General features: G+C 46.4%; 14 protein-coding genes. 2 read left to right on the top strand and 12 right to left on the bottom strand.

The window, feature by feature from the left end; translation table 11 throughout:
- Positions 1–347 precede the first annotated feature (347 nt).
- From ASD24_RS25040 to ASD24_RS30465, 7 genes are all read right to left on the bottom strand, one after another.
- On the bottom strand, positions 348–1226 hold the full coding sequence (locus tag ASD24_RS25040; RefSeq protein WP_056702189.1) for a helix-turn-helix domain-containing protein: 879 nt from the start codon (positions 1224–1226) through the stop codon (positions 348–350).
- Positions 1227–1450: 224 nt separating this feature from the next.
- Complete coding sequence (locus ASD24_RS25035) at positions 1451–2860, bottom strand: MATE family efflux transporter (RefSeq protein WP_056701775.1); 1410 nt, start codon at positions 2858–2860, stop codon at positions 1451–1453.
- 249 nt (positions 2861–3109) lie between these two features.
- Complete coding sequence (locus ASD24_RS25030; protein WP_056701772.1) at positions 3110–3937, bottom strand: carbohydrate ABC transporter permease; 828 nt, start codon at positions 3935–3937, stop codon at positions 3110–3112.
- Entirely contained in the window at positions 3937–4803 is an 867-nt protein-coding gene (locus ASD24_RS25025; RefSeq protein WP_056701770.1) for a carbohydrate ABC transporter permease, read from the bottom strand. The genes ASD24_RS25030 and ASD24_RS25025 overlap by 1 nt, the downstream gene beginning before the upstream one ends.
- Before the next feature lie 24 nt (positions 4804–4827).
- Complete coding sequence (locus ASD24_RS25020; protein ID WP_397349475.1) at positions 4828–6018, bottom strand: ABC transporter substrate-binding protein; 1191 nt, start codon at positions 6016–6018, stop codon at positions 4828–4830.
- 332 nt (positions 6019–6350) lie between these two features.
- On the bottom strand, positions 6351–6833 hold the full coding sequence (lspA, locus tag ASD24_RS25015) for a signal peptidase II (RefSeq protein ID WP_056701767.1): 483 nt from the start codon (positions 6831–6833) through the stop codon (positions 6351–6353).
- 113 nt (positions 6834–6946) lie between these two features.
- Positions 6947–7087, bottom strand: a complete 141-nt coding sequence (locus tag ASD24_RS30465) for a hypothetical protein (RefSeq protein ID WP_156395550.1) — start codon at positions 7085–7087, stop codon at positions 6947–6949.
- A 22-nt stretch (positions 7088–7109) separates the two neighbouring features.
- Here ASD24_RS30465 and ASD24_RS25010 point away from each other — a divergent pair, with 22 nt between their 5' ends.
- The gene (locus tag ASD24_RS25010) at positions 7110–7589 is read left to right on the top strand and encodes a heme-degrading domain-containing protein (RefSeq protein WP_082560548.1); all 480 of its coding nucleotides are present in this window, start codon (positions 7110–7112) and stop codon (positions 7587–7589) included.
- Positions 7590–7678: 89 nt separating this feature from the next.
- Here the strand turns inward: ASD24_RS25010 and ASD24_RS25005 are convergent, their stop codons facing one another.
- The 5 genes from ASD24_RS25005 to ASD24_RS30810 form a co-directional block, all read right to left on the bottom strand.
- Positions 7679–8626, bottom strand: a complete 948-nt coding sequence (locus tag ASD24_RS25005) for a nucleoside hydrolase (protein ID WP_056701765.1) — start codon at positions 8624–8626, stop codon at positions 7679–7681.
- A gap of 63 nt (positions 8627–8689) precedes the next feature.
- The gene (locus tag ASD24_RS25000; protein WP_056701763.1) at positions 8690–9094 is read right to left on the bottom strand and encodes a DUF350 domain-containing protein; all 405 of its coding nucleotides are present in this window, start codon (positions 9092–9094) and stop codon (positions 8690–8692) included.
- The gene (locus ASD24_RS24995) at positions 9082–10494 is read right to left on the bottom strand and encodes a glutathionylspermidine synthase family protein (protein WP_056701761.1); all 1413 of its coding nucleotides are present in this window, start codon (positions 10492–10494) and stop codon (positions 9082–9084) included. The genes ASD24_RS25000 and ASD24_RS24995 overlap by 13 nt, the downstream gene beginning before the upstream one ends.
- A 4-nt stretch (positions 10495–10498) precedes the next feature.
- Positions 10499–10792, bottom strand: a complete 294-nt coding sequence (locus tag ASD24_RS24990) for a hypothetical protein (RefSeq protein ID WP_056701759.1) — start codon at positions 10790–10792, stop codon at positions 10499–10501.
- Complete coding sequence (locus ASD24_RS30810) at positions 10792–11271, bottom strand: hypothetical protein (RefSeq protein WP_235540832.1); 480 nt, start codon at positions 11269–11271, stop codon at positions 10792–10794. The genes ASD24_RS24990 and ASD24_RS30810 overlap by 1 nt, the downstream gene beginning before the upstream one ends.
- A 339-nt stretch (positions 11272–11610) precedes the next feature.
- Between ASD24_RS30810 and ASD24_RS24980 the strand changes: the two genes are divergently transcribed.
- The coding region (locus tag ASD24_RS24980) for a transposase (RefSeq protein WP_156395549.1) at positions 11611–11744 on the top strand (134 nt) is incomplete at its 3' end.

The following is an 11744-nucleotide window of genomic DNA, read 5'->3' as shown; positions in this document are numbered from 1 at the left end:
AAAGGTGAAATCCGGGGATAGCATATGCTTCCGATGCAGCTTTCTTACAGAAAGCTTTCAGCCGACCGCTCTGCTTCTTCAGGTTATTTCCATCCTCTTCGCTCTCGTGTAAATTTCTGTTGATTGATATCACATCAAAACGATTCATAGATATATGGTACCAAGGGTTTGGCAAATTGGCTATGCAGCCTGATTCACATCTGCACACCTAAGTACCCACCTTCGCCTGACATCCATATTCCCCAGCTTGAGCTTTGTTTCCCTTGTTTTATACCCCACGAACGACAAAAAGAGCCACCCCGTGTATCAGGTTGGCTATACTATGCACAAAGTATAGTACACATCTTCTATTCTTCGAATGACAGATTCACCGGTTCATCCATCATCTCATATTCGGTATCCATGTGGGTAACTGGCGTATTACGATCCACTTCTTCAAAACGGAAGCTATCCACCCACACTTTTCCTTTCCCGTATAAAATAACCCCAAATGATATAACTGCACTGCCCTCTGGCACATCGAGTACAATATGGTATTGATTCCAAGGCTGTGTGCCAGAAATCGGCCGATCATGCATGTTATCAAACTGGAGAACATCCTGAACGTTATTATCCACCCGCATCCATAGGCTACAGAAGTGCTCAACCTTTTCGGTCATGACGAATCCAGAGAACTTCATCCGTTTGCCTACATACTTATCTGCTTTGAATTGTTGCATCATCGTAGCAAACTCATTCATCTCCATCGGTGTGATGGATTTCAAATACCCTGAGGATTTACCTTGATGTACCATTGTAGGATCTATGCCCATTTCATAATTTTGTGGGTGGCCTCCTGTTAAGATCCATCCTTGAACAGTTGATGTTTCATTCATCCTTAATTCTCCTCCTCTAGATTTAGCTTTAAATAGCTTCAGGTTAAACAATTTGCGAAATCGACCTGGTGGCAGTCCGTACACCTTTTTAAATGCACGCGTGAATGCTTCCTGGCTTTCAAACCCACACCCAAGGGAAATGTCCAAGATTCCTATATTGGTAGATCTAAGTATGGTGGAAGTCTCACTCAAACGGCGGTTGCGAATATATTCTACAACGGTCATACCTACCTCTTTCCGAAATACCCGGTGATAGTGATAGGGCGATAATCCAGCTTCTGAAGCCACTTCTTCAAGCCCTATATCTTCGTACAGACGAGTCTCAATAAAATACAGACTTTGCTGAACCATTTCACTGTATAGATTCAAATTGAAGTGCAGCCCCCTTCTATATCTGTACTATACGGAAATGAGACGTAATCGTTTTGATCATTTTTGCTACATTTATGTTTAGCGACAGCAAACCATAGAAAAAAGCCGACTATAGGAACATTACTCCCTATAATCGGCTCTACTATCGAACTGGACGACATCAGTCATCCTATTTCGGCGAATAGTTAATATTAGCTTCTACCTTATACCGCTGGAACGGGCTGCGCTCCGATCGAATCATCCTCGTCATGATCCACAAGGGCGTGTTTCTCCCAAGCGCGGCTCTTCCAGCGGAAGTACATAATGAAGGCTCGTGTCCACTCATCGGCTGCAATGGCTAGCCAGATTCCTGCCAGACCCATGTTCAGTTGGAATACAAACAGGTATCCTAGCGGCAAGCTTAGGCAGACCATCGAGATCAGTCCCATGTATACGGGGAACTTAGCATCTCCTGCCGCACGAAGGGAGTTAATGATAACGATGTTGGTCGTGCGTCCTGTTTCGAGCACGATACTGAGCAGGATCACCTGTGCAGCAATACGAATCACTTCCGGGTTATCCGTGAACAAGCCTACAAGTGGCACACGGAATGCAATCACCACGAGATCGACGGCGATGGTCACAATCATGGCCCACTTTACACTTTTCCAAACACGCTGGTAAGCTGTCTCTTGCTGCTTGGCACCCACCAGTCGTCCCACCATAATCGCTGTACCCATACCAATCGCCATACTGAATAGATAGATATAAGACGAGATATTATGCGCATATTGGCGAGAAGCCAGTGCTTCTGCACCCAGGAACGTAGCATAGAAGAAAAAGACAAGCTGACAAGAGTGGTACATAATCTGCTCTACTGCGGATGGAATACCAATCTTCAGAATCTTCGCTACATAGTTTTTCGTAAATTGCAGGTAGAACTTGATCTCCACCCGTACTTCGGTCACACGATACATCAACCAGAAGAAGATCAACAGACAGGCAAAACGGCTCACAATCGTTGAGATCGCCGCACCCTCTACCCCAAGTGCTGGCATGCCAAAGTGACCAAAGATGAGAACGTAGTTCAAACCAACGTGAAGCACGTTCATAAATACGGAGACATACATCGTCTCTTTGGTAAATCCATACGTACGAATAATCGCAGCCAAGGAATTAATCAACGCTTGAAGGAAGATAGCGCCTCCGACAATGTGCATGTACGCTTTGGCATAGACTAGAATCTCACCCTGCACGTTCATTCTCTCTAGCAACATTCCGCCGAACACAAGGAAAGCCCCGCTAAGCAATAGACCCACGATGAGGTTCAGCGTAATCGCCATACCTGTAATTTTGGCTGCTTCATACAGCTTCTTCGATCCGATATATTGAGCAACAACAATCGCAGCTCCGTTACCGACAACCTCCAAGAGCAAAATAGCTATCGTAATGATCTGATTCGAAGCTCCGATTCCAGCTACTGCATTGTCTGACACGGAACTAATCATCAACGTATCGACCGTACCCATTAACATAAACAAAAATAATTCCAGAAAAATCGGCCAGGTTAATGCGAACAGATTAAGCGATTTGCCCTGTTGCTGTGTCCCTGTTTCCGTAACGGCTGCACTCATGATGTCACCTCTTTAATCTCCATAAAATAAATAATTGCACTTAAACTTCCGACATTGAATCTTGATGTTTCAACATGTAAACAAGGGGTATAGTAGCATAGACTTTCTGAAAAAGCATCCGCTTTTACGAAAATAATTTTATTTTTTTCAAAAATTTTGAAAATGAATGGAAAAAGATGCTTTTTCATAATATTTACATGCAACAAAAAAGCCTGAACCCGTTGGTTCAGACTTGAAGAATAGAGCTGTTTATTTAATAGAACCTTGTGTCACCCCGTTAATAATCCACTTCTGCGCGAATAGATAAATGATAATCATCGGCAACAATGCGAGCAGATAGGAGGCAAACGCTAGGTTGAAATCTGTATTGAACTGACCCTGGAACACATACTGCACCAGTGGCAGTGTATATTGAGACGGATCGCTGATAATGACGAGTGGCAGCAAGAAGTCGTTGTACGTCGACAGACATGTCAGAATACCGACGGTGGCACTGATCGGTGCCATTAACGGGAAAATGATCCGCCAGAACGTGCCCCAAGTCGTCGCACCATCCACAAATGCCGCCTCCTCCAGCGTCACCGGAATCGAACGGATATACCCCACATACACAAATACGTTAAAGGCAAGTCCATAGACCGTATGCAACAAAGTAAGACCGAGTAAGTTAGTCATCTCAAGCGAAGACGTCAACTTAACAATCGGCAGCATGATGATGGGAAACGGAATGAACATTGCACTGACGAAGTAGTAGTATAGCCCTTTGAAAAACTTTCGTTTCTCCATATTACGTGATATCGCATAAGCGACCATAGAGTTACTCAGAAGTGTGAGCACAACCGTCGATGCGGTCACCATAGCACTATTGCGGAACGACTGGAAGAAGTTCGTCATATCAATCGCACTCGCGAAGTTCTCCCAGTGGAGTGTTGTCGGAATGGCGAATACCGACTGTGCCATCTGCTCTGGATTTTTTAGAGCAATCGTAACGGTCATATACAGTGGGAACAAGATAAACAATGTGCCTAGCACAACAAGTAACATCACGAGCCAGTTCGTACCTAGACGGCTTTTCATTACAGATCCATCTCCCTTCTTTGCAGGAACCGGATTTGTAGAATGGAAATCACCGCAATAACGATGAAGTAAATAACCGAGTTCGCAGACTGATATGCATATTCGCCGCCTTCGAATCCTCCTGTGTAGATTAGATGGGAGATTGACTGCGTTGCCCGTCCGGGGCCACCGTTAGTTAACGCTACGATTTGGTCGAAGACCATGAGCGAGTTCTTCATCGCGAGCACCATATTAATCGTGAAGAATGGTGCAATAAGCGGGAAGGTAATACTCCAGAACTCACGCCATTTTCCTGCACCGTCAATACTTGATGCCTCATACAGTGTTGGTGATATCGTTTGCAAACCGGCCAAATACAGAATGGTGTTTAACGCCACCGACTGCCACACCGCCACAATGACGATTCCGATCCAGGCTAAGCTTTCGCTACCCAGAATGTTCGTTGATAGTGCGTTGATGCCGAGGTTCTGTCCCCAGATCGGAAATACGTTGGAGAACAGGTAGTTAAATATGTAACCTACAATCAATACACTTAGAATATTGGGCAAAAAGTAGATACCACGGAAAAAGTTACGGAACTTAATCTTGGCATTGAGCCCAAGGGCAATAAGCAGGCTAAGGATATTCGTTAAGATCGTGACCACGATCGCGAATTTAAAGGTAAACCAGTAGGCATTACCCACATTGTCATCCCGAAATAGATTGAAGTAGTTTTTGAATCCGACAAAATCATATTGTTTACCGAAACCATTGTAGTTCGTGAATGAATAATAGATCCCTTGGATCGCCGGCAGCGTCATAAATACGAAGAACAATACGACCGCCGGAACGGTCATCCAATAATAAGGTGCCATGCGTTTGTTCATATGCCATCCTCCTACGGACAAGGGTTAACGCCGGTTCGCTACCTTGTCCCATTCTTTGTCGAGTGTATCTAGATAGTTATCGATATTTTGATTTTGCAAAAAGGACTGCACGATGGAATTTAGTTGCACAGCGGCTGGAATATAGTGATCGGCGAAGTCGATGACCTTGCCCTGCTCAATATATGGCATCAATTCCTGCACGGCAGGATCATCCTGCTTGACGCCCTCTACCGCAGAGAACAATGTCTGTTCGTCGATATATCTTCCGATATTCTCAGGCTCTAGCAAAAAGGCAATGAACTCCTCGGCCTGTGCACGGTTTGGTGTATCCGCCGCAATGGTAAACAACGAATCGATACCGTTTACAAGCTTGATCTGACTTGCATCATTACCGGTTGGGAACGGGAAGAAGCCAATGTCCACATTCGGATTCGCCTTACGAATCTCTGGGATAGCCCAGGTTCCTTGGATGTACATGAAAGCTTCACCATTAGCAAACGCCCGGTTACCATCCGAATAAGCTTTACCGAAGTTATCGCTATGACCATACTTCATCAGTTCAAGCTGTTTCTCCGCAACCTCACGGTACTTCTCCTTGAAGGTCACCTTATTCTCGCGACGTTCCAGATAGAAATCGATGCCAACGAGGTTAGGCCCCAGTGCATTGAACGGAAGATTGGTCTGCCAGTCATCTTTGTATGTGAAGTAAAAGGGAATTTTGCCTGCATCCTTAATTTGCTGGGCTGTAGCGATGAGCTCATCCCATGTCTTGGGCACGTCCAGTCCCATTTCGTTAAACAACGTTTTGTTGTACATGATGCCGTTTGCATTTGTTGCGTAAGGAATACCTGTCACTTCATCCATTCCCGTAACGTCCTTTAGCATCTGTATGTAATTGGGGTCAATCGTTTGGACTAGGGAGCTGTCTGTCAGATCGGTGAAAATATCGCTTTGAGCCAGCGTGGAATAGGTATCGGTCGCACCCATCGCCATAATATCGGGTATGTCATTCTTAACAACCCTCGTCTTCAAAACCGTCTCGGCATCTGGAGGATTGACCTGAGTGACCTGGATATCAGCATGCGCTGCGTTGAAGGTTTGGATCAGATCGTCAAATGTTGCCTTCGCCTCAGGCTTGTTCTGAAAAAATTCAATCTGCACTTTGCCATTCGCGCTATCTCTGCTCGTACAGGAAGATAGAAGTACAGCCATCATTCCACACAGCAATAGCGCCCCGAGAGCCTTAGTAATTGATGTTCTCATGTTGTACCTCCTTTGCGTAATATGTAAATACATACCCATAGAGTGCTTGGAGGAACCATGTGCAATTCTTCCATTCGCTCTACACACTTCTGTACTTACATCAATCGACATAAAATGCCCTTTCTTATTTCTAAAACGATTTCGGTTAAAATGAATCAAGCGATCTATTCTACTCAAGGGATGGAAAACAACCAAAAAAGAGACATCGGAATTCATCCAATGTCTCTCATTTAGTAGCTTTACGGCCTATAACAACCTGCTGTTATTCTATACGTTACGGACGTTCAATTTTTGGGCAAAGCATTACGTAATCGTTTAGCGCGATAACCCTGAAATGCACGGATTAACATGCCGATAAGAATCATCACTACACCGATGTTGATCGCAACATCTGCGAGATTCAAGATGCCGCGTCCAGAAGGGAACACCAGGAAATCCGTTACCCGGGCGTAAATGAATCGGTCGAGCGCATTACCGAGCGCTCCACCTACCATGAAGCCTGCGCCAGCCTGCATCCAGAAACCACGAATCTCCCCTTTTCTGCGGTAATATAAAATGCCTGCAATGAACAGGACAGCAATCACGCCGAATAAGCGTGCATTTCCCTGAAATAAACTGCCGGCCATGCCGGTGTTCTCGTAATGTTGGAGCTGCATGCCAGAGTCGCCGAGTCTCATCACATCTCCAACTTCCATATACATCCTCACTGCGATCTTGGTTCCTTGATCCACTAATGTCACCAGCAGTGCCACAAAATAAAACAGCATCGTGCCCTCTCCTCCTGTCTACTGCGCAACTCTAAGTGATAACTACTTTAGGATTATTAGGACCTGCCCTAAAATGAGTTCTAATATTTAAAATGTTGTCTATTACGTTCCCCTTACTTTACCACAGTGGATACACGGTCTCCAAATGACTGCCCTGAGGTGCAACACAGTTCACGACCTTTGATGTGCTTGTCTCGTCCATCTGCACTCAGCAGGTACCGACCCGAGCCATGTCGAATGTAGACAACAATCATACTGAAGAGGAGCTACCTTAATTTGAATCTACCACTGACAGAAAAATTAAAGGGAATGCAGAAGGAAGAAAAGGACTTGATCTTCCATACGTTTAATTCAGAAACAGCACTCCAGCTAGGCCTACATCTCGTCGCAGAAGCCAAACGCCGTGCACAAGCCGTAACCATCGACATCACATTGAAGGGACACCGTCTATTTTTGCATGCGATGGAGGGGACACATCCTGATAACGAAAACTGGATTAGACGTAAAAATAATGTGGTGAACCACTTCTCCTCCAGCTCTTGGCATACCGCCCTGCGGCTGAGAAACGAGAACCAATCCCTTGAGCAAAATTATAACCTGGCTGACGCAGACTATGTACTAGCCGGTGGTGCTTTCCCACTGATCTTTGAAGATGAGGGACAAGTGGGTACAATCACCGTTTCGGGCTTGCCCGATGAGGAAGACCATGATTTGGTCACCACTGGCATTCGCTCATTTTTGTTGCAAGAAGGCTAGAAGAACTCTGTACTCACAATACCGTGAATCGTAAAAAAGACATAAAAAAACCGTACCTGTTATAGGTACGGTTGATGTTGTTCTTTCGTTTATTGAATAGCTGATAGCACATCCAGCAGCATGGACTTGAACTGAGGACGGTTAATCGCCTCACATACACGTACATTTGGCGCTTTACCGAAACGTCCGTTGATATCCACCACACTGTATCCACGCGTCAGTTCTCCCGCAGCTTCCACATCCACATAATACTGACCAGATTTCGTCATAAGTGATTCATCTGCGGCTACAGCCATCAACAATGTATCCGGATGTGTAGTGCCGTTCAGTTTATGTACTGACTTGTTGAACTGCATGACGACTTTGTTAATCGCCGTGAAGAAATTGGCACCAGATGTGCCAAGCGCCGCGATCTCTGCATGATCGTCATCATCCATGACAGAATATTGGGTACACATCTCCCAGCCTACCATGGTGATTGGAATGCCTGCATGCAGTACGATCTTGGCCGCTTCCGGATCGACGTAAAAATTATATTCTGCCGCCGGTGTGATATTGCCTAATGCATTATTCGTTCCGCCCATGATATACAAGTGCGCAATCTCTGGAATAATGGTGGGGTCCTTCTGGATCGCCATCGCGATATTTGTCAACGGGGCAATTGCCAGAAGCTCAATCTCACCTGGATTAGCATGAACCTTCTCAATGATAAAATCAACCGCATGCCCCTGCTCGGGACGTTGATCTGCCTTCGGAAAATGTGCGCCGCCCATACCGTCGTCACCATGCACATCTTCCACCGTACGGTGCTGTGCTTGCCCGTATGCCATTAGGGGACGCTCACACCCTTTGTATACAGGCACCTTGCCGCCATGTCCAGCAACCTGTACCGTGTACAGGGCATTTTCAACCTCTTGGTCGAACTGCACGTTTCCACCTGTAATCGTAATGCCTTCCACCTGAAAATGATGCAATGCGGTCAGGATGGCAATCGTATCGTCTCCTGCTGTATCTGTATCGATGATGACTCTTCTCATGATGCAATGCTCCTTCTTCCGTATAAGATTCGTTCTACATTAACGTTTACGTCAGGATTTATTTTACATCAAAAAAGTACCGATGACGATGGAAACACCAATGATCACCGAACGCAGCAGCTGCGCCACCGCCATATTGCCTCGTGCGATTTCGTCACATACCCGCATTTTGGGAATCAGGAAATCAAATATAATATATACCAGGCATAGAATAATGATACCCAGCACCGACCATAGGAGCATATCCAGCCACGCATGTGTAGAGAAGGATACCATACCCACAATGATACACAGTCCTAACAATTTGCTACCCATGTACATGCCTGCCGCTTCATTACCTTTAGCGATTTCTTCGCTATCGTTATAGCGGGTCAATTTGCTAAATGCAAAATATCCACATACCAGTACGACGAGCAGAATACCTATACCCACCGCAACATTCACCAGGTTCAACCCTAAGTTCTCCATTCCTTCTCCTCCTCATCGTTCATCCGTTCACGTACCACAGCAGCGCAATAATAGGCCATATCTCCGGTTACCTTCTCTCCAACCCGAGGTAGCATACCCGCAAAACGCCCACCAATGACAAACACTCCTGTGAGCAAATATCCACTGTACACCCCATCCTCAGTCTGAATCACGGCCTGCTCCATCGGAACCATCTGCTGATAAATTTTGGGCTGGTTGTCATAATAGGCCGCAATCTCTTCCTCTTCACTCGCTTCGTTCTCATCGGTTGTAATAGTGGTTAAGTCTGCGGTCTCCAATACAGTGTCCAGCGGTTGAAACACATCCTGTAGTTGGCTAAGTTGATTCGTATCTCCATCCAGCAAAAGCGTTCCTCGGCCTTCGCGTCCCCAATAGCTCTTGGCTACATAAGGCTGTGCACTCTGCTCGAAAGGTTCAGCTGCGAAATAGGTTGGTAACAGGTAACGGGAGATGACCTCCATCTCTGCATCGTTAAAGAGCGTGAACCCGCAATATTCCGGGGTCTGCTCGTTCCGTTCATAAAGTGACCAGATGGCTGCCATGAAGCCTTTGCTCTGCATCAGCACATGCTGTACGGGATTCATCAAGCCCAGCTGGCCTTCGCGTACAAGCTCAAGCAGTGCCGCCCCGACTTCCACACCCGTGCGCTCATCCCGATCATCGATCAAATATTCCAGAGGATAGAGACGGTACAAAAGACGAATCTCCCTGCCCTGATGATATAGTGCCTCACCTGGCATAATCTCCAATTCCTCCAGCGGCGCATAATACGTCTCGTATCCTGCTTCCCGGCAGCGCTCCATCAGATAGGCTGTATTGGTGCGATCCTCCACATGATCTCCGTAAGAGGTGAATGTCACCGGCCCCTGCAATCCTTGCTCTGCATAGAAGGACAGCCATGACTGGAAGCATTCCCGAATGCGGGCAGCCATCTCGGCAGATGGCGAAGTCCACGCAGAATCCTCAGCCAGCCCGATCAAAATACCTTCAAGCGAAGCAGCCTCCGGTATGCCCGTAGGGGTGTCGGTATTATTTTCAATACACTTCAGTCCAGCTTCGCCAATGATCCAGTCCTGACGGGTGATCCCGCCAGTGACCGCCTCCATCCGTGCTGCCGGAATAAGTCCAGGGTGGATGCCCAGCGGATTTTCTAGAAATGAATCAGGCATATAACGCTGGATAAATCGCATCACCTTGCAATAGATCGCGTCCACTGCTTCAGCCGCAGAACGAAGCTCCTCTACTTCGGATGGTTTGTAGACCGTCAGTGCAGGAACACAATATTGCTTCCCATACATGCGATGATAGGGAATCTGCTGTCCTGCTTCACCACCAAAGACCTCGTCATGACTGAACGGCAACGAATACACTTGCCTCATTGAGTTATCCTCCCGAACTGCGGAAGAAGCTGCCAAACCCGCTTGATTTGGATTTGGATGTGGATGAGCTATATGAGCTACTGCCGTCCTTGTTGCTGCGATAAGAGGAGCCACCGCCATAATAATAATGTCCACTACTCGAATCATACTCACATCCGGTATCGTACTCCGGATCACATTCATCATTGTTGCTGCCACATCCAGCCAGTACAGCAGGAACAGCCAGCATTAGGGAGAATGCCACCAGCTTCGCTTTGGAACCTGGCTTCGCCCTGTCGTTACGCTCTTCTTCGTTCATCACAGATCCACCTCCTTCATGAAAAACAACACTTTCCTGCGATCTGCATCCAGCACCGAATACAAGAACTCATACGTCTTGCCACTGCGAACCATATAGTGATCCAGGAGCTGTTCGGCAATCTCCATCGTGTAAACAGAGGACTCTGTGAGCGTTAGCTCCTCAAAGGAATGTCCATTCCACAGCATGTACTCTGGGCTGTACATAGAGGACATTTTGCACATGGCCAGCGCTGTATCCGCAATTGCCCCACCGTATCCCTCCGGCATCTGTGTATCATAAGCTGTCACATAAACGGCATGCTCCCGCTGATCCTGACACTCGTTGGACAGATGTGCCCACAGTTTGTTTTTGACTAGTGTAGCATCCACCAACTTACGCATGAACAGCTCATCTCGCGTCACTGAAGCCTGCTCCAGCACACCGGTTTCTGCTTGTTTTTCATCCGACCAGCTGCGATACGTCAATGAGTAATACATCCCGATAACCTCCCTCTCTGCAAGCTCTTAGGTGAGCCGTTTCATTACATACAAACGTATTTAACGCATCGGAAGAGAAAAAGTTACACAATTCACCATGACATGTAAAAAAGAACATGTTAGCTGTCCTCTTTCCACTCATATAAGTGCAGTAATCCGAAACAAACGTATGGATGGGACAGCGCGCCCGTCTTAACCTGAAAAAGGGTTGCGATTGTCTCAAAAGGAATTCCCCCTCTTCACTCACTCTAAGCGCTAACGAACCTACTGGAGCTAGAATAAAAAGTGGACACCCAATAACGGACAGAAGGATAATAAGGCTAACGGAGGTGTGTCCACATGGGAGAACAGCGGCAACGATACAATGAAGAATTTAAGAAACAAACGGTAAAATTTATCCAAGAACAGACCAAGACACTCGGAGACTTGGCAGAAGAACTCAACATTCCAAAAAGTACATTACACCAGTGGAT

Source organism: Paenibacillus sp. Root52, assembly GCF_001426865.1.
Classification (GTDB): Bacteria; Bacillota; Bacilli; order Paenibacillales; family Paenibacillaceae; genus Paenibacillus.
The sequence above is the reverse complement of the archived record's forward strand: the minus strand, read 5'-3'. Positions and strand labels throughout refer to the sequence as shown.

Excerpts from the sequence above, each read along its gene's own strand:
- ASD24_RS25040 (WP_056702189.1), bottom strand. The coding sequence starts at position 1,226 with ATGGTTCAGCAAAGTCTGTATTTTATTGAGACTCGTCTGTACGAAGAT.
- ASD24_RS25035 (WP_056701775.1), bottom strand. The coding sequence starts at position 2,860 with ATGAGTGCAGCCGTTACGGAAACAGGGACACAGCAACAGGGCAAATCG.
- ASD24_RS25030 (WP_056701772.1), bottom strand. The coding sequence starts at position 3,937 with ATGAAAAGCCGTCTAGGTACGAACTGGCTCGTGATGTTACTTGTTGTG.
- ASD24_RS25025 (WP_056701770.1), bottom strand. The coding sequence starts at position 4,803 with ATGAACAAACGCATGGCACCTTATTATTGGATGACCGTTCCGGCGGTC.
- ASD24_RS25020 (WP_397349475.1), bottom strand. The coding sequence starts at position 6,018 with ATGATGGCTGTACTTCTATCTTCCTGTACGAGCAGAGATAGCGCGAAT.
- lspA (WP_056701767.1), bottom strand. The coding sequence starts at position 6,833 with ATGCTGTTTTATTTTGTGGCACTGCTGGTGACATTAGTGGATCAAGGA.
- ASD24_RS30465 (WP_156395550.1), bottom strand. The coding sequence starts at position 7,087 with ATGATTGTTGTCTACATTCGACATGGCTCGGGTCGGTACCTGCTGAGT.
- ASD24_RS25005 (WP_056701765.1), bottom strand. The coding sequence starts at position 8,626 with ATGAGAAGAGTCATCATCGATACAGATACAGCAGGAGACGATACGATT.
- ASD24_RS25000 (WP_056701763.1), bottom strand. The coding sequence starts at position 9,094 with ATGGAGAACTTAGGGTTGAACCTGGTGAATGTTGCGGTGGGTATAGGT.
- ASD24_RS24995 (WP_056701761.1), bottom strand. The coding sequence starts at position 10,494 with ATGAGGCAAGTGTATTCGTTGCCGTTCAGTCATGACGAGGTCTTTGGT.
- ASD24_RS24990 (WP_056701759.1), bottom strand. The coding sequence starts at position 10,792 with ATGAACGAAGAAGAGCGTAACGACAGGGCGAAGCCAGGTTCCAAAGCG.
- ASD24_RS30810 (WP_235540832.1), bottom strand. The coding sequence starts at position 11,271 with ATGTATTACTCATTGACGTATCGCAGCTGGTCGGATGAAAAACAAGCA.